The following is a 20,274-nucleotide window of genomic DNA, read 5'->3' as shown; positions in this document are numbered from 1 at the left end:
TGTGCCGTTCACATCATCTGTTGTTCAGCTATCGCAAAACCTGAAGGTGAATCGTGGTACTGCAACAACCGCGGGGTCAGGCGTTCAAGGCGTCTGGCCCTGCTTCATATTGCGTATGGTGAGCGGCTATCGCCCAAGCGATACGCGCCAGTTTGTTAGCCAGGGCACAGGCCACGACATTCGAATGTCGTCGACTTAGCAATGAGCGCACCCAATCGGCCAAGGCGCCTTTTTGGTGCTCCAGATTTTGCATATAGACCCTGGAACACTGCACCAACAGTTGTCGCAGGTGCTTGTCACCACGCTTGCTGATTCCCAGCAAGTTGGCCTTGCCACCGGTGCTGTACTGTCTGGGCACCAAGCCCACTGAGGCGGCAAAGTCCCGACTGCATCGGTACTGCTTGCCGTCGCCCATTTCTACAGCCAGCAGGCTGGCGGTGATCGGGCCGACACATGGAAGACTCAGCAAACGACTGCCCAGATCATCGTCGGCCAGTTGGCCCGCCAGCTCTTTGTCCAAGACCTTGATTTGCTCATCCAGGTAGGCAAAGTGGTCGTGCAGGCGTTGCAACAATATCGTCAGACGAACGGGTAATTCATGCTCGGCCAAGGCGCTCGCCAGACGCTTCATGATGGCCAACCCTTTGGGCAGACTGATCCCAAACTCCAGCAGGAAACCGTGCATCTGATTAGCCGTTTTGGTGCGGTCATGCACCAGCGATTCGCGCATCCGGTGTAGCACGGACAGGGTTTGCTGGGATTCGGTTTTAGGCGTGACGAAGCGCATAGATGGGCGCGAAGCGGCTTCGCAGATTGCCTCAGCGTCGACAAAGTCGTTTTTATTGCCCTTGACGAAGGGCTTAACGAACTGCGGAGAAATCAGCTTGGCCGTGTGCCCCATTGCCGCCAACTGACGAGCAACATAGTGCGACCCCGCACAGGCCTCCATCACCACGATACAGCTCGGCGAGTTGCCGAAAAACTGCATCATTTGCGTCCGTGAGCATTTTTTGCGAAACACCTCACAGCCCGACTTATCCTGGCCGTGCAGGTGGAAAGTATGTTTGCCGAGATCGATACCGATCAGTGCTGACTCGCTCATGATGATGGCCTCCGAAAACAAAACACCCCGTGAAAGCGTAGCCCTCACAGGGTGTTGGGGGTGACCATCTCATTAACCCTGGCGCAACGCTCAGGGATTGGCGCAGGCTGCCGTTAAAGTGATGGCAATGTGATACAGGTCACATTGAGTGTGCTTAACTGTGCTGATTGAAGGCACAGTGCCATCTTTTAGGTCGTCCCGGAGCTTTACCCTTGTCACGCGTGTCTGTTGTACGTTTTAGCCATTTTCTGCCCTCACTGCTGTTGTTGCTGGCGGGGTTGTCGGCTGCGTACGTCAAGGACCTCAACGTCTTCTTCACCTCGTTGTTCAATGTCCTGCCAACGCTGGTGCTGTTGTTGGGCGGTGCGTATTGCGCGGTTTACCGTCGCCAGCGTGAGCTGTTCTTGATGATCACGGTGTACGTCGCTTATTTCCTGCTTGATACCCAGACCGATTACTACCGCGACAACGGCCGCGTCCGAGAAGATGCTGCGGTGATATTCCACCTGTGCTCGTTGTTGCTGCCGCTGTTGTTCAGCATCTACGCGCTGTGGCAGGAGCGCACCCACCTGTTTCGTGACTTCGTCGCCCGGTGTGCGGTGCTGTTGGCGATTGGTGGCGTGGCGCTGGCCTTGGAACAAAGTTATCCCCAGGCGGTATTGAACTGGTTGGCGCAGATCCGTTGGCCGGCATTGCATGGCAACTGGATGAGTTTGATCCAGCTGTCATACCCGATGTTTTTCATGGGGTTTATCGCGCTGGCGGTGCAGTACTGGCGCCAGCCACGGCCCCTGCACGCCGCGCAACTGGTGGGGTTGCTGGGGCTTTTCTGGATGCTGCCCCAGACGTTCATCCTGCCCTTTACCCTGAACATCATGTGCAGCCAGGTGATGCTGATGATCGCCGCCGGTGTTGCCCATGAGGCGTATCAAATGGCCTTCCGCGATGAGCTGACCGGCTTGCCGGGCCGTCGGGCCCTCAATGAACGCATGCAACGGCTGGGGCGCAACTATGTGCTGGCCATGAGCGACGTCGACCATTTCAAACGGTTCAACGACACCCACGGTCACGATGTCGGGGATCAGGTGCTGCGTCTGGTTGCCAGCAAACTGTCGAAGATCAGCGGCGGCGGTCGTGCCTATCGGTATGGCGGCGAAGAGTTCGCCGTGGTGTTCGCCGGCAAGACCCTGGAGGAGTGCCTGCCGCACCTGGAAGAGATTCGCGAGACCATCGCCAACTACGACATCAAGTTGCGCAACCCGGACAACCGTCCTCATGACGACCACCAAGGTCGCCAGCGCCGGATCGGTAGCGGCGCCTCCAGTGTTTCGGTGACGGTGAGCATCGGAGTTGCCGAGCGCCAGGCCGAGCAGCGCAGCCCGGAGGAAGTGCTCAAGTCCGCCGATCAAGCGTTGTACAACGCCAAGGGGGCCGGGCGTAACTGCGTAGTGGCATCGGGGCAGAATCGCCGGGGCGCGGTGCGCATGAACACTGCTGCCGGTTGAGTGATGGCGCTGTATTCAGCGCTCCTACAGTGATTGTCCGAGGCACCGTGCGGCAGTAGCTTGAAGGCATCTGCTGCCGGAGAAATCATCATGCCTGACTATAAAGCTCCCCTGCGCGATATGCGCTTTCTGATCGATCACGTCTTTGACTTCCACGGCCATTACGCCGAGCTGGGCGCCACCGATGCCAGCCCGGACATGGTCAGTGCGATCCTCGAAGAAGGCGCGAAATTCTGCGAAAACGTCCTCGCACCGCTGAATCGTTCGGGTGATGAAGAAGGCTGCCATTTCGACAATGGCGTGGTGACCACGCCCAAGGGCTTCAAGGAGGCCTTTGCGCAGTACGTGGAAGGCGGCTGGCACGGCCTGGCGGCAGACCCGACGTATGGCGGGCAAGGCTTGCCATCGTCCCTGGGGTTGGTGCTCAGCGAGATGATCGCCTCCAGTAACACCTCGTGGGGCATGTACCCGGGCCTGACCCACGGCGCCATGTCGGCGATCCACGCCCACGGCACCGAGGAGCAGAAAGACACCTACCTGAGCAAACTCACCGCTGGCCAGTGGACCGGCACCATGTGCCTGACTGAAGCCCATTGCGGCACTGACCTGGGGATCATCAAGACCCGCGCCGTGCCCGAGGCCGACGGCAGTTATGCAGTGACCGGCAGCAAGATTTTCATCTCTGCCGGCGAGCACGACATGAGTGAAAACATCATCCATCTGGTACTGGCCAAGCTGCCGGATGCGCCCGCCGGTACCAAGGGTATTTCGCTGTTTATCGTGCCCAAGTTCCTGCCGGATTCAGGTGAGCGCAACGGTGTCAACTGCGGCTCCATTGAACACAAGATGGGGATCAAGGCCTCGGCGACCTGCGTGCTGAACTTCGACGGTGCCAAGGGCTTCCTGATTGGCGAGGCCAACAAGGGCCTCAACTGCATGTTCACCATGATGAACCATGCGCGGTTGGGTACCGGGATGCAGGGCTTGTGCCTGGGGGAAGCGAGTTTTCAGGGCGCGATAAAATACGCCAACGATCGCTTGCAGATGCGCTCCCTGACCGGCGCCAAGGCCCCGAATAAGGTCGCCGACCCAATCATCGTGCATCCCGATGTACGGCGGATGCTGTTGACCATGAAAGCCTTCAACGAAGGCAACCGGGCGCTGACCTATTTCACTGCGCAATTGCTCGACACCGCGCACCTGAGCGGCGATGCAGGCCAGCGCCAGGAAGCCGAGGATCTGCTGGCGTTCCTCACGCCGATCTGCAAAGCCTTCATGACTGAAACCGGTCTGGAAGTGACCAACCATGGCATGCAGGTGTTTGGCGGCCACGGGTTTATTCGCGAATGGGGCATGGAGCAGTTGGTGCGCGATTGCCGGATTGCGCCGATCTATGAAGGCACCAATGGCATTCAGGCGTTGGATTTGTTGGGGCGCAAGGTGCTTGGTAGCCAGGGTAAGCTGCTTCGGGGCTTTACTAAAATCGTCCATAAGTTCTGCGCCGCTAATGCCGATCACCCGCAACTCAAGGCCCATGTGACGCAGCTCAATGAGCTTAACCAGCAGTGGGGCGAACTGACGGTGAAGGTTGGCATGGCTGCCATGAAGAACCCCGATGAAGTCGGCGCGGCAGCCCTGGATTACTTGATGTACAGCGGTTACATCATCCTGGCCTACCTGTGGTTGCGCATGGCACTGGTGGCTCAGTCGCAACTGGAGGACGGTAGCGGCGACGGCGACTATGCCCGGGGCAAGCTGGCGACCTGTGAGTTTTATTTCAAGCGCCTGTTGCCGCGTACGGCCGCGCATCGAGCGGCGGTGGAGGCGGGGAGCGAGTGCTTGATGAGTCTGCCGGCGGAATTGTTTGCCTTGTAGCCGCTGGCGAAGCCTGCGATCGCCTCGCAGAGGCGCAAGGATTGAATCGCTGAAGACCTTCGGTCTTATCGCAGCCTTCGGCAGCGGCTACAGGATATTATTGTGACCGATAAATACTTTATGGTCATGTTTGGACCCTATGTGTCTCAAAAGTTGTTCGGGTACACTCAGGGTCTGTAAAATCGACACTACCCGAATCACTTTAAAGTCTCACGAGGTTTGCCATGGCTGACTACAAAGCGCCGCTGCGCGATATGCGCTTCGTCCTCAACGAAGTTTTTGAGGTCGCCAAACTTTGGGCCCAACTCCCGGCATTGGCGGACACCGTCGATGCCGAGACCGTTGAGGCGATCCTTGAGGAAGCCGGCAAAGTCACTGCCAAAACCATTGCCCCGCTGAGCCGTGGCGGCGATGAAGAAGGCTGCCGCTGGGAGAATGGCGCGGTCAGCACCCCGGCCGGTTTCCAGGAAGCCTACAAAACCTACGCTGAAGGCGGCTGGGTGGGTGTTGGTGGCGACCCGGCCTATGGCGGCATGGGCATGCCCAAGGCGGTATCGGCCCAGGTTGAAGAGATGATCAACTCCTCGGGCCTGGCCTTCGGCCTCTACCCGATGCTGACCTCCGGCGCGTGCGTGTCGATCAACACCCACGCCAGCGAAGAACTTAAAGCGACTTACCTGCCGAACATGTACTCCGGCGTGTGGGCCGGTTCCATGTGCCTGACGGAACCCCATGCCGGGACCGACCTGGGGATTATCCGCACCAAGGCTGAGCCTCAGGCCGACGGGTCCTACAAAGTCAGCGGTACCAAGATCTTCATCACCGGTGGCGAACACGATCTCACCGACAACATCATTCACTTGGTACTGGCCAAGCTGCCGGACGCACCGGCAGGGCCCAAGGGCATCTCGCTGTTCCTGGTGCCCAAGTTCATGGTCAATGCCGACGGCAACCTGGGTGCGCGCAACCCGGTGACCTGCGGCTCCATCGAACACAAAATGGGCATCCAGGCCTCCGCTACCTGCGTGATGAACTTCGACGAAGCTGTGGGCTATCTGGTGGGCGAGCCAAACCGTGGTTTGGCGGCGATGTTCACCATGATGAACTACGAACGTCTGGGCGTCGGCATCCAAGGCCTGGCGTCCGGCGAGCGCTCCTATCAGAACGCTATTGAATACGCCCGCGACCGTCTGCAAAGCCGTTCGCCGACAGGTCCAAAAGCCAAGGACAAAGTGGCTGACCCGATCATCGTCCACCCCGACGTGCGGCGCATGCTGCTGACCATGAAAGCCTCGAACGAAGGCGGCCGTGCATTCTCCACTTATGTGGCAATGCAGCTGGACACCGCCAAGTTCAGCGAAGACGCGGCGACCCGCAAACGTGCCGATGATTTGGTGGCGTTGCTGACACCGGTGTCCAAGGCGTTCCTGACCGACCTGGGCCTGGAAACCACCGTCCACGGCCAGCAGATTTTCGGCGGCCACGGTTACATTCGCGAGTGGGGCCAGGAGCAACTGGTGCGTGATGTGCGCATCACCCAGATCTACGAAGGCACCAACGGTATCCAGGCTCTGGACTTGGTGGGACGCAAGATCGTTGGCAGCGGCGGGGCGTTCTACACCTTGTTCGCTGACGAGATTCGCCATTTCACCGCGACGGCAGGTGCTGAACTGGCCGAGTTCACCCAACCGCTGAACGCCGCGGTGGATGACCTCGATGAGCTGACCGCCTGGGTACTGGATCGCGCCAAATCCAACCCCAATGAAATCGGTGCGGCGTCGGTGGAGTATTTGCATGCATTCGGTTACATGGCCTACGCCTACATGTGGGCATTGATGGCCAAGGCGGCGTTGGGCAAAGAACAGCAGGAAGACTTCTACGCCAGCAAAGTGGGGACGGCGCGTTTCTATTTTGCCCGTCTATTGCCGCGGATTCAGTCCCTCAGCGCTTCGGTCCGGGCCGGCAGTGAGTCGCTGTATTTGTTGGATGAAGCGCAGTTCTGACCGGGGAAGCGTCGTGTAAGCATTCTCTTACATGACGTGCTGCTAATCGTCCTCTATCGCTGGATTGGATCCATGGATAATCTACTTCACATGGACGTCGCGCAGGAAGCGCAAAGCAACAACAGGGACACGTAGGATTCTGCCAGGATGGTGGAGTGAAATGGATGTCAGGGAAACAGTCTGCAAAGCCCCGCTTCGGCGGGGTTTTCTTTTGCCTGCGAAAAAAGTTCAGGCCTGCACGCCTGGGGCATTCATCACGTCTTCCAGCAGCGTGCGCAGCAGCTCAAGTGTTGCTTGCTGGCGTTGCACATCCCGACACACCAACCCCACTTTTAACGGAACCCGTGGTTCGCTCAGGGGTTTCCACAGCAGCGCCTTACTGTTGTGTTCATCTTGGGAGCGTCCGGGCAGCACCGTTGCCAGCTTGGTGTGAGGCAGGCTGTCGAGGATCCCCGCCATGGTATTCAACTCTGCCTGCACCTGAGGTCGTCGACCGAGGTTGGCCAATTGACCCTGCCAGATCTGTCGTACCTGGAACTCTTCTCCCAGCAGCAACATCGGCAATTCGGCGGCCTGTTTCAGGGAGACCTTCTTGAACTCCCGCAACGGGTGGTCGGCAGGAATCACCACCTTCAACTCATCTTCGTACAGCAGCACGCCGTGCAGGCCTGGCTGGCGCGGCGGCAGGTAGCTGATGCCGATATCCAGCGAGCCGTTGAGCAGACGGCGCTCGATCTCAATGCCAGTCAATTCGTAGATCTGCACCACGAGATGCGGATGGGCTTTGCGTACCCGTTCCAGCATTTGCGGCACCAGGCTCGTGTGCACGGTTTGTAGCACGCCGATGGCCAAGGTGCGCAAGGCCTGGCCCTTGAAGTTGCGCAGGGCCTCGACCGCTTGCTGCATCCCGTCGAGCAAGGGCAGGGCGTGGTTGTACAGCGTGTGGGCGGCGAGCGTGGGCAACAGGCGCTTGCTGCTGCGTTCGAACAGGCTGACGTCGAGGTTCTGCTCGAGCTGGCGGATCTGCTGCGACAAGGCCGGCTGTGAGATCGACAGGCGTTCCGCCGCACGCCCCACATGGCCTTCCTCATACACCGCGACGAAATAACGCAGTTGCTTAAAATCCATAAGTAATTCTTATCGAAAAAGCTGGAAAATCGAAATGGCCGTGTGCCCCCAAGGCGCCTAGTCTAGCGCCTATTCACAAGGCTTACAGGGCCAGAGCGCACGATGAATACTGTTTGTGTTGAAGCTGTTTACATAGGCAATGCAAAAAACCTCAGGCTGGGCTTGATGGACGATACCGACAAACGTCGGGTTGCCAAAAGGTCATGCCCATGAACCTGTTTAATCTGCGCCGCCCTGCACCCAGCCTTGATGACCTGATACGGGAGCCTGAAACGCCGATGCTGCGGGACGAACTGTCCAGTGACTGCCTGATGCCCAGCGTGGCCCGACCGTCTCAGGTTTTTGTGCGTGGCCAGGGTTCCTGGCTCTGGGACAGCGACGACCATGCGTACCTGGACTTCTCCCAGGGCGGCGGCGCCAACAGCCTCGGCCACAGCCCGCAAGTATTGGCCAAAGCCCTGGCCGACCAGGCATACACGCTGATCAATCCCGGCAACGGCCTGCACAATCGCAGTCAATTGAACCTGGCCAACCGCCTGTGTCACAGCACTGGCAGCGATCAGGTCTACCTGCTCAATAGCGGCGCGCAAGCCTGTGAGGCGGCGATCAAGCTGGCGCGCAAATGGGGCCAGCTGCATCGCGGCGGCGCTTATCACATCATCACCGCCAGCAACGGTTGCCACGGGCGCAGCTTTGCCACGATGTCGGCGTCAGACGCTGCTGGGGCAAACCGTTTCGAACCCCAGTTGTCTGGCTTCAGCCATGTCCCGTTCAACGACCTGCCGGCGTTGCATGCCGCGGTGGATGCGCAAACGGTCGCCATCATGCTGGAGCCGATCCAGGGGGAGGCCGGGGTTATTCCTGCGACCGAGCATTACCTCAAAGGTGTCGAACGCCTGTGCCGCGAGCTGGGGATCCTGCTGATTCTCGACGAAGTGCAAACCGGCGTCGGCCGCTGCGGTACTTTGCTGGCCGAACAACGTTATGGCGTGCGCGCCGACATCATCACCCTCGGCAAAGGCCTGGGCGGTGGTGTACCCCTGGCAGCCCTGCTGGCCCGAGGTAAGGCGTGCTGTTTTGAGCTCGGCGAACTGGAAGGCACCCATCACGGTAACGCGCTTATGGCGACCGCTGGTGGGGCGGTACTCGACACTGTTCTGGGTGGCGGTTTTCTCGAACACATCCGCGAGACCGGTCACTACCTGAAGGAAGGTCTCGCCCGTCTGGCTTATCGCTACGACCAAGGCGAGCTGCGTGGCCAGGGACTGCTCTGGGGGTTGACCCTGTCGGATGATTCCGCCGATGCCGTGGTAAAGGCCGCGCTCTACGAAGGCCTGATACTCAATGCCCCGCAGCCGAATTGCCTGCGTTTTACTCCGGCCTTGACCGTCAGCAAGAGCAACATCGACGAAATGCTCCTGCGCCTGGCCCGCGCCTTCGCCCGGGTACATACCACACAACTGCAGTGCCGCAAGGGCATCGCCGTTTAATCCCTTATTCCCTGAACCGTCTCGCGGTGTACGCGGCGCCTCCAGCCTGATTCTTTTGGCTGGGGGCGTTTTTTTGTCTCGGCGGTTTTCAAATCGCAAAGTGTGCTTGAGTGCCAACGAAAACAATGGCTTTTTAGCGGGCGTCGGCAAGGACTGCCGACCGCGAGCAAGATCATTGTGCACGCGCCATTTTTAATCTGTACCACTCAGTGGTATGTTTGTGGGAAGGGATGTCCATGACGTTCAGGTTATTCAAAACCCGGTATTTTGCAGCATCGGCCAGCAAGGCCTGGATTTGCGATTCAGAGCTTAAGGCGGCATTTGGCGAAATGCTTAACGGCCAGGCCGACAACCTGGGAGGCGGCGTTTGGAAGAAACGCCTGAACGAGAACCGCCACCGTTCCATTATCCTGGCGAAGGGCAGGCACTATTGGGTCTACCAGTTTCTGTTTGCCAAGCAAGATCAAAGCAATATCAGCCAGAAGGAGTTGGCTGGGTTTCGGACGCTGGCAAAGGCCTATGAAGGTTTAAACGATGTGCAGATCCAACAGTTACTGGATCTCAGGGAGTTTGTGGAGATACATCATGACCAAAAAATTTGAAAGCGAAGCACTTGAGTCGATTCACGAGTCGGCCACTGCGCTGTACTCAATCGGCGCTATCAGCAAGACCACCCTGCGTCAGTTCGACGAGGCGTGCCTGGCCCCAGTCCCGGTACAAATACCCGCTGAGCAAATCAAGCAGATCCGCGAGCGCAGTCATGTCAGCCAGCCGGTGTTTGCCCGTTACTTGAACACCAGTGCCTCCACCGTGAAGCAGTGGGAGTCGGGTGAAAAACAGCCCAGCGGCATGGCGCTCAAGCTACTGAGCATCGTGCAGAAGCACGGGTTGGAGATTCTGGCCTGACGGAGATGGCCACAAGCCAGATTCCACTGAACCCTGCCGAATGGCCAAGGTCGATTAGCTGTACGGCTCACACGAGCCGATTTTAAGGAGCTGACCCTGTGGACATCATTCGCATCATCATCGCCATCCTGCTGCCTCCCCTGGGTGTGTTCCTGCAAGTAGGTTTTGGCGGCGCGTTCTGGCTGAATATCCTGCTGACCTTGTGCGGTTATATCCCGGGCATCGTGCATGCGGTGTACATCATCGCCAAACGCTAAAGCCATCAGCCTTTCGCGATCAGCCGTGAGTTGCGCTCATTGCGAAAGGCCAGTTGCTCGATGGTCTGGGTGGCGTGTTCGGCTTCTTCGCGGGCCTTGAGGATCATGCCGTGGTGTTCGGATTTACTGCACACCGGGTCGGCATTGCTAGCGTCCCCGGTGAGCATGAACGCCTGGCAGCGGCAGCCGCCGAAGTCCTTTTCCTTCTCGTCGCAGGAGCGGCATGGTTCGGGCATCCAGTCATAGCCGCGAAAGCGGTTGAAGCCGAATGAGTCGTACCAGATGTGTTGCATGCTGTGATCGCGAACGTTAGGAAACTGCACCGGCATCTGGCGGGCGCCGTGGCACGGCAATGCGGTGCCGTCCGGCGTTACCGTCAGGAAGATGCTGCCCCAGCCATTCATGCAGGCTTTCGGGCGTTCCTCGTAGTAGTCCGGGGTGACGAAGATCAACTTGCAGGGATGACCTTCGGCTTCAAGCTTGGCGCGGTATTCGTTGGTGATGCGCTCGGCGCGGACCAACTGCTCCTGAGTCGGCAACAGGCCGACACGATTGAGCTGCGCCCAGCCGTAGAACTGGCAGGTAGCGAGTTCGACAAAGTCTGCCTCAAGGGCAATGCACAGCTCGATGATGCGGTCGATCTTGTCGATATTGTGCCGATGGGTGACGAAGTTCAGCACCATCGGATAGCCGTGGGCTTTCACCGCACGGGCCATTTCCAGCTTTTGCGCAAAGGCTTTTTTCGAGCCGGCCAGCAGGTTGTTCACCTGTTCGTCGCTGGCCTGGAAGCTGATCTGGATATGGTCCAGGCCCGCCTTCTTGAAGTCGCTGATCTTCTGCTCGGTCAGGCCGATGCCGGAGGTGATCAGGTTGGTGTAGAACCCCAGCTTGCGGGCCTCGCCGATCAGTTCGGCAAGGTCCTGGCGTACCAGCGGTTCGCCGCCGGAAAACCCCAGTTGTGCGGCGCCCATTTCCCGGGCCTCACGAAACACCTTGATCCACTGTTCGGTGCTCAGCTCCTTGCCTTGCTGGGCAAAGTCCAACGGGTTGGAGCAATACGGGCATTGCAGTGGGCAGCGGTAGGTCAGCTCGGCGAGCAGCCACAGCGGCAGGCCGATTTCAGGCTTGGGCGGCAGATCAGGCAAGTTCGATCCAGTGCTGAGCACGGGCGACCTCCATGAATTGCTCTATATCTTCCCCGAGCTCAGGAACGCCCGGGAACTGCTTTTCCAGTTCGCCGATGATCGTGGTTACGTCGCGCTCGCCATCGATCAAACCACCGATCACAGCAGCACTGTCATTGAGCTTGATCATGCCTTCCGGATACAGCAGCACATGCCCCTTTTGCGCGGGCTCGTACTGGAAGCGATAGCCTTGGCGCCAGGTCGGTTTTTTGCTGCGATCAAAACTCATAGGGTGATTCCCTTATGCCAGACCCGCTCGCTGGTCACGCTGTGATACGGCGGGCGGTTCAGTTCATAGGCCATGCTCATGGCATCGAGCATGCTCCAAAGGATGTCCAGTTTGAACTGGAGAATTTCCAGCATGCGTTCCTGGCCCTCGCGGGTGGTGTAGTGCTGCAGCGTGATCGCCAAGCCATGCTCGACGTCCCGCCGCGCCTGGCCCAGGCGTGTGCGGAAGTACTCGTACCCGGCAGGGTCGATCCACGGGTAATGCTGCGGCCAACTGTCGAGGCGCGACTGGTGGATCTGCGGGGCGAACAATTCGGTCAGGGAGCTGCTGGCGGCTTCTTGCCAACTGGCGCGGCGGGCGAAGTTGACGTAGGCGTCGACGGCAAAGCGCACGCCGGGCAATACCAGTTCCTGGGAGCGCAGTTGATCCGGATCGAGCCCGACCGCTTGGCCCAGGCGCAACCAGGCTTCGATGCCGCCGTCTTCGCCGGGGGCGCCGTCATGGTCGAGCAGGCGCTGGATCCACTCGCGGCGGATTTCCCGGTCCGGGCAGTTGGCCAGAATCGCGGCGTCCTTCAGGGGAATGTTCACCTGATAGTAAAAGCGATTGGCGACCCAACCCTGGATTTGCTCGCGGGTGGCCCGGCCTTCGTACATCGCCACGTGATACGGGTGGTAGATATGGTAGAAGGCGCCCTTGGCCCTTAAGGCCTCTTCAAACTCGGCGGTGGTCAGCGGTGTGTCAGTCATTTGGCTCACTCCTACAATTCAATGCTCATGCCGTCGTACGCCACTTCCACATTGCGTCGCGCCAACTCGGCTCGTTCGGGTGAGTCCTCATCCAGAATCGGGTTGGTGTTGTTGATGTGAATAAGCACCTTGCGCTGCTTGGGCAGTTGCTCCAGCACTTCGAGCATGCCGCCGGGGCCGTTCTGCGCCAGATGGCCCATTTCTCGACCGGTGCGGGTGCCCACGCCACGACGCTGCATTTCGTCGTCATCCCACATCGTGCCGTCCACCAGCAGGCAGTCGCTGTCGGCCATGATCTCCAGCAACGGCGCGTCTACTTTGCCCAGGCCTGGGGCGTAAAACAGCTTGCCACCGGTGCGCAGGTCTTCAACGATCAGGCCGATGTTGTCGCCCGGGTGCGGGTCGAAACGATGGGGCGAGTAGGGCGGTGCGGCGCTGCGCAGCGGTAGCGGAGTGAAGCGCAGGTTGGGGCAGGCGGGGATGGTGAAACTTGCGTCCAGCTCAATGCGGTTCCAGGCCAGGCCGCCGTTCCAGTGGGTCAGCATGGTGAACAACGGAAAGCCGGTGCTCAGGTCTTCATGGACCATGTCAGTGCACCACACTTGGTGCGGGCAGCCTTCACGCAGGCTCAACAGGCCGGTGGTGTGGTCGATCTGGCTGTCCATCAGGATGATCGCGCTGATGCCGGTATCCCGTAGGGCGCGGCCGGGTTGCATCGGGGCAAAACTCTGTAGCTGTGCGCGAATATCCGGTGAGGCGTTGCACAGCACCCAGTTCACGCCGTCATCGGAGATTGCGATGGAAGACTGGGTGCGGGCGTGGGCCCGCAAGCTGCCGTCGCGAAAGCCGGCGCAGTTCACGCAGTTGCAGTTCCACTGCGGAAAACCACCGCCGGCGGCGGACCCTAGAATCTGGACGAACATGCTCGCTCCATCACACAAAACTTAAAATAAAAACGCCCCGGCGAGCCGAGGCGTTGCGTTGCAATACAAATCAATTAACGGCTGGCGAAGTACATGGTGACTTCAAAGCCGATACGCAGATCAGTGTAAGCAGGTTTGGACCAAGTCATGAGAATTCTCCTGTGGGTGGGTGCAAGGTTTACTACTAGCTATACATATAGTCCACCTCCGACCGGAGATGTTCAGATGCTCAGGTACGAATGTTACTCAATTTTTCATCGAGCTCGCTTCGGCTTGCCGAAGAAAGCTCGTTGCACGGTTGGTAATGATCATTTCACCGGCTGCCAAGGCTCACCCGGGCAAGCTCCGTTGGCCAGGCAGAGCCAGCCGTTGTCGGCCTTATTCAGTTGTTTGGCTGCGTGCAACAAATCCTCCCGTGTGCGGCTGCGGATGAAATTTTGTAACTGTTCCATGTAATCCGACGGATGGCCGGCCAGTTGTGCCTGCCACAGCCACTCGGCGGCCTGGGAGGTCGGCAACGACTCAGGGGAAAACTGGTTTGCCAGGGTGCGTGCTACCTGTTCGTCATATCCAGCAATCAGCGTCGGGAGGCTTTGAAGGAATGCCTGGAGATGATTGAGTATTTGCTCCAGCGAAGCGCTGGGAGATTGCACGCCAAACAGCAGGCCGGTCTGCCCGTTGATTTGTCGGACACCGCTGAATACGGCGTAGCCCAATTGCAGCTCGACCCGCAGACGCTGATAGAACGGTGCTTGCCCCAGGTGCGCCAGCAGTCGCCAGGCGGCTTCGTCGGCCAAGGATTGCGTTGGCGCTGGGCAGAACAGCAGCAGGGCTGCTTCGCTGGAATCAGTCTCGACCGAGTGCCAACGGTACTGTCCGCTGATCGGAGCAGATTTATCGACCCTGTGTGTGGGCTGGCCCGGTAAGCGTCCCACCGCGCTTTTGATTGCCATCTCGCAGGCGGCAGGCAGGCCGACAGCAAACCCGTGCCAGCGCGCGGTTGACCAGGTGTCTTGCAGGTCGGTAAGACTTGCGGCGGACAGTGGGGCGGCGGGACTGTTGTCGGCGCACGAGGCGGGCAGTAACGCGAGCAGTTGGCGGATCGCGATCAGTGGCTCGGCAGTCGGCAATGTTGCTTGCCAGGCCTGTTGATCAGGATAAGTCAGGCTGCGTGCTAGCTGTTCCAGCACCGCCGGCATGGGTTCGTGCAGGCCGCTCATTTTCAGCCGCCATTCATTTCCCAGCATCTCGAAGGACAGGTCGACACCCGCTTGGCGAGCATCGTCGCACAGTGTCTGCAGGCTGCTTTCCAGGCGTGGGAAAAGGTCTGTGTGTGGCGCTGAATCCAGACGCCAGCGCAGGTACAGGGCGCCTTCTCCAGTGTCGTCTGGCAAAACCGGGCTGAAGGTCAGTGCTGACAGATCCTTTCGCCCGCGTGAGCGATCCTGGGCAAAGGTACGCAAACCACGATGGGCACTGGTCTGGCCGCGAATCAACCCGGCCCGTTCTTCCTTGGCGGGCGGGCGCAGGAATGGGTTATTCGGCGGCAGTTGCCAGCTGTGCCGGGCAGGCTCCAAGTGCAGCGAGTCCAGCCAGGCTTTGAGGGCTACGGCGTTGTGTTCGGACAGTTGCGGTTCCAGGTCTTCGCTATCGTATCTGGATAGCGCCAAGGCACCTTGGATCTGTTGTTGGCGAGCGATCAACAGGGCGAACTCTTCCCGCAGTAAGGTCCAGTCGCCGTGTGCGAAAAAGCTCAGCCAGTCGTACAGAAGCGCTTCGATTTGCGTCGTCAGTTCGCTGTGTGTGCCGAGGGTGAAATCGATATCCAGTACCGCCTGCCCGTCAAAGTGGTAGAGCACGCTCGCCTGCAGCGCGGTGGCCAGTTGTCGTGCTCTCAGTTCGGCGAGTAGCCCTCCCGGCGCGGATGCGTTGAGCCAGGCGCAGAGAAAGTCCAGCGCTTCGCGAGGGGCGTCGCAGGTGATGACGTGGTGCATGTGGCCTTTGTCGGTGTGTTGATAACGCCGTTCATGACCGGCCATCAATGCCGGTGGAATTTCTTGTGGGAGCAGAGGCCCTGATGCCAGATCCTCGCTGAACCGTTGCGCCACTGCTTCCAGTTCGTCCAAGGGCTGTGGGCCCGCAAGACTCAAGGTCATTTGCCCGCTCTGATAGAAGCGCTCGTAGAAGTCCCGTAAGGCTTGCTGAAAGTCTGCACGCTCCACCGGCAGACTGTCGCGGTTGCCCGCATGAAAAGCCCGTAACGGATGATTGGCCGCCAGGCCTTCCAGCAGCGCTACCTGCTGCTGCGCCTTGGCATCCTGGGACCAGGCGACAAACTCCGCGTGCAGCACTTCGCGTTCACGCAGTTGATCTTCCAGCGTCAGGCGCGGATGGGCCAGCATGTCCGCCAGACGCTCCAGTGCGTCACCAAAGGTCGCCACGGGCAGTTCAAAGAAGAAATCGGTGGTGCGCTCGCGAGTGCTCGCATTGACCTGGCCTCCGAGGCTCTGCACGTAGGTCATCAACCCTTCGTTTGCGGGAAAGCGCTCAGTCCCGAGAAACAACAAGTGTTCAAGGAAGTGCGCCAACCCCGGCCAAGCCATCGGCACGTCATGGCTGCCGGCCGCCACCCGCAAGACAGCGGCGCAACGCTTCAAACGCGGCGCATGACGCAAGGAAACCCGCAGACCGTTGGCCAGGGTCAGATGAAGGTGATGAGGGTGAGCCGCAGGCATGAGCACTTCCGAAACGTAGGAAGTGCCTATGCTAGCGCAAACCCGGCCCGTCAGGGCTTGTGCAGCGCTTTGTAAAGCTCGGGGCGACGGTCTTGCAGGTAGTGATTGGCGGCTCGGGCGTTGATCATCGTCTGCCGATCCAGGGTGCCGACGATCAAGGCTTCATCGAGGCCGGCCTGGGCGATCCGCTGGCCATCCGGTGCGGCAATGCTGCTTTGCCCGCAGTACTGAATCTCACCCTCGTGCCCGCAGTAATTGGCGTAGGCGACGTAGCACTGGTTTTCAAACGCCCGGGCCCGCACGGTGACGTCGGCGACAAAGTCGAACGGCACCATATTGGCAGTGGGCACCAGGATCAGTTCGGCACCGGCCAGGGCCAGGCGGCGGGTGTTTTCCGGGAACTCCAGGTCGTAGCAGATCAGAAAACCCAACTTCCAGCCGTTCAGTTCCACCAGCGGGAAATCATCCGCCCCGGCACTGAACATCGAATGATCAAGGTCGCCAAACAGGTGCGTCTTGCGGTAGTTGCACAGGCGCTGGCCGTTGGCGTCGATCAGTTGCACAGCGTTGTAGATCTGCCCGTCTTCGGCCCTCTCCGGGTAGCCGTACAGAATTGCCAGCTTCGCGCTGTGTGCCAGTTCGGCGATGGCTTGCGCCGATGGCCCATCCTGCGCTTCGGCTAGCGCGCCAACGGCTTCGGCACCGATGTTGTAACCGGTGAGGAACATCTCCGGCAGCACCAGCACATCAGCGCCGGACGCCTCTTGCGCCAGTTGGTGCAGGCGCTTGAGATTACCGGCCACATCCAGCGGCAGCGGCGGGCATTGGTACAGGGCGACACGCATGGTGTAACTCCTTATTCGGCCAGGGCAATCGGGCCGATTTCATCGAACACATCACCCGGCCCCGGGTTCTCTGGATGAGTGCTGCCGCCGAAGTGGGTCATGATGCCCCACACCGCGTTCAGCGAGGTTTGTACTGCGCCTTCGACCCACGCCGGGGTCCACGAAACGTCGTCACCGGCGATGAAGATCCCACGCTGCTCGGCGGGCATGTCCTTCTGCATGAAGTGCGCGTACATCCGTTGGTTATAGCGATAGTGTCCTGGTAACGCACCTTTGAAGGCCCCGAGGAAATGCGGATCGGCTTCCCAGGAAACAGTGATCGGGTCGCCGATGATCCGCGCGGAGATATCGACTTTCGGGTAGATCTTCTTCAGCGCGTCGAGGGCCAGCTTCACCCGTTTTTCGATGGGCTGCGGCAGCATCTTCAGGGCGTCGCTCATCCAGGAGTAGGAGAGGCAAATCACCCCAGGTTTGTCGTCACCGTTGTCGAATAAGTAAGTGCCGCGAGTCAGGCGGTCGGTGAGGGTCATGCTCATCAGGTCGCGGCCGGTTTGCGGGTCTTTGTCTTTCCAGAATGGCCGGTCGACCATGACGAAGGTTTTCGACGATTGCATGTAGCGGGTGCGGTCCAGGGCCATCCACATCTTTTGCGAGAACAGGGTTTCATCGCATTCGATCTGGGTGGTCAGCAACCAGCTCTGGCAGGTAGTCAGTACGGCCGCATATTCGCGGGTATCGCCCCAGTTATCGGTAACGGCGAAGCGGCCGCCTGCAGCGTGGGCGATGCGTTTAACCCCGGTGCGTGGCGCGCCGTTGTGCAGGGAGCTGAGGCTGGTACCTTGCGGCCAGTGCGCGCAACGCTCCGGCACATGGCGCCAGATGCCCAGGGGTACTTGTGCAACACCGCCCACCACCAGATGTTGGTGATCATCGCAGTTGGTCATCACCACGCGGAAGATTTCCAACATCGAGTTGGGGAAGTCCGAGTCCCAGCCGCCGGTGCCGAAACCGACCTGGCCGAACACTTCGCGGTGATGGAATGACAGCTTGGCGAAGGCCTTGGAGGTGGCGACGAAGTCATAGAAGGTGCGGTCATCCCACAGCGGCACGAGGGTATTCCACAGTTCTTTCAGGCGTGGCACATCACGGTCGCGGATCGCTTGCTGGATATCGGCGAACTGCGAGCCGGCTTCAAGGGCGTCGGCCCAGGCGTCGGCTACTTCCTGGAACAGTGCAGGCAGGTCGGCAAGTTTCTGTGCGTAATGGGTCTGGCCTTCCAGGTCGATGACCGTGCTGCCGGACGCTGGCGTCAGCGGGTTGGGGAAGGGTTTGGTCTCCAGGCCGAGCTTGTCTACATAGTGGTAGAAGGCCGTGGAGGACACCGGAAAGCGCATGCCGCCCAGTTCCGCGATGATGCCTTCGGCGCCTTCGAAGGCCTGGGAGCGCAGGCGCCCGCCCATTTTCGAGGCTTCGTACACCACCGGTTTCAGTCCCAGCTTCATCAGCTCATAAGCGGCGACAAGCCCGGCAATCCCGGCGCCCACGATCGCCACTTCAGCACCGTGGTTGACGGCAGGGATACTGCCCAGGCCGGCGGGATGTTCGATCCAGTCATCGAAGGCGAACGGAAAATCCGGGCCAAAGATGGTGATAGGTTTTTTACCGTCTGCAGGGTGGCGATTTTTTTTGTGGGTAATGTTCATGGCTGACCTTGCTGGCAACTCGGCGGGGCACGACTCGCTGAGTATAGGAAAAGATGGCAGCCATTCTAGGGAGCGTAGCGTTCGTTAATAAGGCGCAAAGTGTCGTCGTATTGAGTTGTTTTTAGTCGGAGTGACGAGGTTGCTGGTCAGATTGGTTGTCCGCGGTCCAATTTGTTACTGAGGATGATCGAGGTGGTGGTTTTTTCCACGCCGTCGACGCTGCCGATCTGGTCCAGCAGTTGATCAAGCTGTTCCGGCGAATCGGTGCGCAGCCAGGCCACGTAATCAAACTCGCCGCTGACCGCACAGAGTTGCTGGACCTGGGCCATGGCGCTAAGCCGCCGCAACACTTCCTTGCCGGACCGCGCTTGCACGGTGATCCCGACATAGGCCTGCAAGCCGCCATCCACCACACGCTGGCCCAGGCGCACGCCATAGCCGGTGATCACTTGGGTCTTTTCCAGGCGCGCCAGCCGCGAAGTGACCGTGGTGCGGGCGATCCCCAGTTGCCGGGCAAGCATGGCCACGCTCTCGCGGGCGTTGATCTGCAAGGCGGCGATCAACTGGCGATCGATTTCATCGAGGACGGGAGGGCGGTGGGCGGGCAAGGTGTTCTCCGGCACGGGCATCAATGGGCGAGCATGTTACAGGCTCGTCCTCATCGATGCTCGCGGCGGTCTATTTGCGCAGGAACTGCTGGTAGTTGTCTGGCGTGACCAGTTGTGTCGGAACCCAGATGTCACCTTGCAGGGCGGCATGTTTGATCAGCATCAGCGCGGCGTCCACCGAGCCGGCGCCGATGGCCACCGGGTCGCGGAACACGCTGACCGCCAGTTGGCCCTTTTTCAGTGCCTGCAAACCGTCCGGCGTGCCATCGATACCGCCTACCAGGATTTCCTGATGCCCTGTCTGGCGCAGGGCCATGGCGGCCCCGATGCCCATTTCGTCATTGTTGGAGGCCACGGCATTGATGGTTTTGCCCTTGGTCAGCCAGTCGTTCATCAGGTCCATGCCCTTTTCCCGTTGCCAGTCACCGGATTGTTCCTCGACGACTTTGATGTCCGGATACTTGGCCAGCACGTCCTTGACCCCACTGGTGCGCTTGCCGGTATCGCTGTGAGCTAGGCGGCCGAGAATGATTGCCAGGTTGCCCTTGCCACCCATCTTCTCGGCCAGGTATTCCATCTGCATCCGGCCGATGGCGCGCTCGTCGGTGCCGACGAAGACCACACCCGGCGGGAACGTATCCACTTCCGGCCGGCTGTTCATGTACACCAGCGGGATGCCGGCAGCGCTGGCCTTCTCACTGATTTTGCGGGTGGCGGCGGTGTCAGCCGGGTTGACGATAATCGCGTCGACTTTCTGGCTGATAAAACTTTCCACCTGATTCAACTGACGCACCACGTCGCTGGCGGAATCCTCCACCTGCAACTTCACACCGTCAGGCGAGGCCTTGGCCCGGTCCTGCATGGCCTGCACCAGATAGGAAACGTAGTTATCGAACTGTCCGACGCTGACCCCAATGCGCAACTCGGCGTGGGCGACAGTAGACAGCAGCAGGGCGCAAAGGCAGCCGAATAGACGCTTCATCAGCGAGGTTCCTTTTTATTGTTGTGAGTGCAAGGGAGTTTCTAAAATGA

The 20,274-nt window shown here is 59.6% G+C and carries 19 protein-coding genes; 7 read left to right on the top strand and 12 right to left on the bottom strand.

Annotated features, from left to right (window positions below; all coding sequences use genetic code 11):
- Nucleotides 1-76: 76 nt before the first annotated feature.
- The gene (locus HKK55_RS22920) at nt 77-1,102 is read right to left on the bottom strand and encodes an IS110 family transposase (RefSeq protein ID WP_169353046.1); all 1,026 of its coding nucleotides are present in this window, start codon (nt 1,100-1,102) and stop codon (nt 77-79) included.
- A gap of 212 nt (nt 1,103-1,314) precedes the next feature.
- Between HKK55_RS22920 and HKK55_RS22915 the strand changes: the two genes are divergently transcribed.
- From HKK55_RS22915 to HKK55_RS22905, 3 genes are all read left to right on the top strand, one after another.
- The gene (locus HKK55_RS22915) at nt 1,315-2,607 is read left to right on the top strand and encodes a diguanylate cyclase (protein WP_169356695.1); all 1,293 of its coding nucleotides are present in this window, start codon (nt 1,315-1,317) and stop codon (nt 2,605-2,607) included.
- Nucleotides 2,608-2,697: 90 nt separating this feature from the next.
- On the top strand, nt 2,698-4,482 hold the full coding sequence (locus tag HKK55_RS22910) for an acyl-CoA dehydrogenase C-terminal domain-containing protein (RefSeq protein WP_169356694.1): 1,785 nt from the start codon (nt 2,698-2,700) through the stop codon (nt 4,480-4,482).
- Between the two features lie 224 nt (nt 4,483-4,706).
- On the top strand, nt 4,707-6,485 hold the full coding sequence (locus HKK55_RS22905) for an acyl-CoA dehydrogenase C-terminal domain-containing protein (RefSeq protein ID WP_169356693.1): 1,779 nt from the start codon (nt 4,707-4,709) through the stop codon (nt 6,483-6,485).
- 228 nt (nt 6,486-6,713) lie between these two features.
- Here the strand turns inward: HKK55_RS22905 and HKK55_RS22900 are convergent, their stop codons facing one another.
- Nucleotides 6,714-7,613, bottom strand: coding sequence for a LysR family transcriptional regulator (locus HKK55_RS22900; RefSeq protein ID WP_155584483.1), 900 nt, complete (start codon nt 7,611-7,613; stop codon nt 6,714-6,716).
- Nucleotides 7,614-7,822: 209 nt separating this feature from the next.
- Between HKK55_RS22900 and HKK55_RS22895 the strand changes: the two genes are divergently transcribed.
- The 4 genes from HKK55_RS22895 (at nt 7,823) to HKK55_RS22880 (ending at nt 10,266) form a co-directional block, all read left to right on the top strand.
- The gene (locus HKK55_RS22895) at nt 7,823-9,103 is read left to right on the top strand and encodes an aspartate aminotransferase family protein (RefSeq protein WP_169356692.1); all 1,281 of its coding nucleotides are present in this window, start codon (nt 7,823-7,825) and stop codon (nt 9,101-9,103) included.
- A gap of 236 nt (nt 9,104-9,339) precedes the next feature.
- Nucleotides 9,340-9,705, top strand: coding sequence for a type II toxin-antitoxin system RelE/ParE family toxin (locus HKK55_RS22890; protein WP_169356691.1), 366 nt, complete (start codon nt 9,340-9,342; stop codon nt 9,703-9,705).
- Nucleotides 9,689-10,009 carry a DNA-binding transcriptional regulator gene (locus HKK55_RS22885; RefSeq protein ID WP_169356690.1) on the top strand — a complete coding sequence of 107 codons (321 nt, stop codon included), beginning with the start codon at nt 9,689-9,691 and terminating at the stop codon, nt 10,007-10,009. The genes HKK55_RS22890 and HKK55_RS22885 overlap by 17 nt, the downstream gene beginning before the upstream one ends.
- A gap of 98 nt (nt 10,010-10,107) precedes the next feature.
- A complete protein-coding gene (locus HKK55_RS22880) occupies nt 10,108-10,266 on the top strand; it encodes a YqaE/Pmp3 family membrane protein (protein WP_033050408.1) in 159 nt (52 codons plus the stop codon).
- A 5-nt stretch (nt 10,267-10,271) separates the two neighbouring features.
- On the opposite strand, the gene pqqE is transcribed toward HKK55_RS22880, so the two are convergent.
- The 10 genes from pqqE to HKK55_RS22830 form a co-directional block, all read right to left on the bottom strand.
- Nucleotides 10,272-11,411: a pyrroloquinoline quinone biosynthesis protein PqqE gene (gene pqqE / locus HKK55_RS22875; RefSeq protein ID WP_178128893.1), complete on the bottom strand. Its 1,140-nt coding sequence runs from the start codon at nt 11,409-11,411 to the stop codon at nt 10,272-10,274.
- Entirely contained in the window at nt 11,404-11,679 is a 276-nt protein-coding gene (gene pqqD / locus HKK55_RS22870) for a pyrroloquinoline quinone biosynthesis peptide chaperone PqqD (protein WP_169356688.1), read from the bottom strand. The genes pqqE and pqqD overlap by 8 nt, the downstream gene beginning before the upstream one ends.
- On the bottom strand, nt 11,676-12,428 hold the full coding sequence (gene pqqC, locus HKK55_RS22865; RefSeq protein ID WP_169356687.1) for a pyrroloquinoline-quinone synthase PqqC: 753 nt from the start codon (nt 12,426-12,428) through the stop codon (nt 11,676-11,678). Before pqqC ends, pqqD begins: the two co-directional genes overlap by 4 nt.
- 11 nt (nt 12,429-12,439) lie before the next feature.
- On the bottom strand, nt 12,440-13,351 hold the full coding sequence (gene pqqB, locus HKK55_RS22860; protein ID WP_169356686.1) for a pyrroloquinoline quinone biosynthesis protein PqqB: 912 nt from the start codon (nt 13,349-13,351) through the stop codon (nt 12,440-12,442).
- Nucleotides 13,352-13,425: 74 nt separating this feature from the next.
- A complete protein-coding gene (gene pqqA / locus HKK55_RS22855) occupies nt 13,426-13,500 on the bottom strand; it encodes a pyrroloquinoline quinone precursor peptide PqqA (protein WP_003194766.1) in 75 nt (24 codons plus the stop codon).
- A 159-nt stretch (nt 13,501-13,659) separates the two neighbouring features.
- The gene (pqqF, locus tag HKK55_RS22850; protein WP_169356685.1) at nt 13,660-16,086 is read right to left on the bottom strand and encodes a pyrroloquinoline quinone biosynthesis protein PqqF; all 2,427 of its coding nucleotides are present in this window, start codon (nt 16,084-16,086) and stop codon (nt 13,660-13,662) included.
- Nucleotides 16,087-16,136: 50 nt separating this feature from the next.
- Complete coding sequence (locus HKK55_RS22845) at nt 16,137-16,931, bottom strand: carbon-nitrogen hydrolase family protein (protein ID WP_169356684.1); 795 nt, start codon at nt 16,929-16,931, stop codon at nt 16,137-16,139.
- 11 nt (nt 16,932-16,942) lie between these two features.
- Nucleotides 16,943-18,634, bottom strand: a complete 1,692-nt coding sequence (locus tag HKK55_RS22840) for an NAD(P)/FAD-dependent oxidoreductase (protein ID WP_169356683.1) — start codon at nt 18,632-18,634, stop codon at nt 16,943-16,945.
- Between the two features lie 146 nt (nt 18,635-18,780).
- Nucleotides 18,781-19,263, bottom strand: coding sequence for an Lrp/AsnC family transcriptional regulator (locus tag HKK55_RS22835; protein ID WP_169356682.1), 483 nt, complete (start codon nt 19,261-19,263; stop codon nt 18,781-18,783).
- Nucleotides 19,264-19,312: 49 nt separating this feature from the next.
- Nucleotides 19,313-20,224 carry a sugar ABC transporter substrate-binding protein gene (locus HKK55_RS22830; RefSeq protein ID WP_169356681.1) on the bottom strand — a complete coding sequence of 304 codons (912 nt, stop codon included), beginning with the start codon at nt 20,222-20,224 and terminating at the stop codon, nt 19,313-19,315.
- Nucleotides 20,225-20,274: the final 50 nt, after the last annotated feature.

The sequence above is a fragment of the Pseudomonas sp. ADAK18 genome (genome assembly GCF_012935695.1).
In the GTDB taxonomy this organism is placed as follows: Bacteria; Pseudomonadota; Gammaproteobacteria; order Pseudomonadales; family Pseudomonadaceae; genus Aquipseudomonas.
This window is presented reverse-complemented; position numbering and strand designations above follow the sequence as displayed.

Coding starts and splice junctions, on each gene's coding strand:
- HKK55_RS22885 (WP_169356690.1), top strand. CDS start 9,689: ATGACCAAAAAATTTGAAAGCGAAGCACTTGAGTCGATTCACGAGTCG.
- pqqD (WP_169356688.1), bottom strand. CDS start 11,679: ATGAGTTTTGATCGCAGCAAAAAACCGACCTGGCGCCAAGGCTATCGC.
- pqqF (WP_169356685.1), bottom strand. CDS start 16,086: ATGCCTGCGGCTCACCCTCATCACCTTCATCTGACCCTGGCCAACGGT.
- HKK55_RS22910 (WP_169356694.1), top strand. CDS start 2,698: ATGCCTGACTATAAAGCTCCCCTGCGCGATATGCGCTTTCTGATCGAT.
- HKK55_RS22905 (WP_169356693.1), top strand. CDS start 4,707: ATGGCTGACTACAAAGCGCCGCTGCGCGATATGCGCTTCGTCCTCAAC.
- HKK55_RS22835 (WP_169356682.1), bottom strand. CDS start 19,263: ATGCCCGTGCCGGAGAACACCTTGCCCGCCCACCGCCCTCCCGTCCTC.
- HKK55_RS22895 (WP_169356692.1), top strand. CDS start 7,823: ATGAACCTGTTTAATCTGCGCCGCCCTGCACCCAGCCTTGATGACCTG.
- pqqB (WP_169356686.1), bottom strand. CDS start 13,351: ATGTTCGTCCAGATTCTAGGGTCCGCCGCCGGCGGTGGTTTTCCGCAG.
- HKK55_RS22920 (WP_169353046.1), bottom strand. CDS start 1,102: ATGAGCGAGTCAGCACTGATCGGTATCGATCTCGGCAAACATACTTTC.
- pqqC (WP_169356687.1), bottom strand. CDS start 12,428: ATGACTGACACACCGCTGACCACCGCCGAGTTTGAAGAGGCCTTAAGG.
- HKK55_RS22840 (WP_169356683.1), bottom strand. CDS start 18,634: ATGAACATTACCCACAAAAAAAATCGCCACCCTGCAGACGGTAAAAAA.
- HKK55_RS22890 (WP_169356691.1), top strand. CDS start 9,340: ATGACGTTCAGGTTATTCAAAACCCGGTATTTTGCAGCATCGGCCAGC.
- HKK55_RS22900 (WP_155584483.1), bottom strand. CDS start 7,613: ATGGATTTTAAGCAACTGCGTTATTTCGTCGCGGTGTATGAGGAAGGC.
- HKK55_RS22830 (WP_169356681.1), bottom strand. CDS start 20,224: ATGAAGCGTCTATTCGGCTGCCTTTGCGCCCTGCTGCTGTCTACTGTC.
- HKK55_RS22845 (WP_169356684.1), bottom strand. CDS start 16,931: ATGCGTGTCGCCCTGTACCAATGCCCGCCGCTGCCGCTGGATGTGGCC.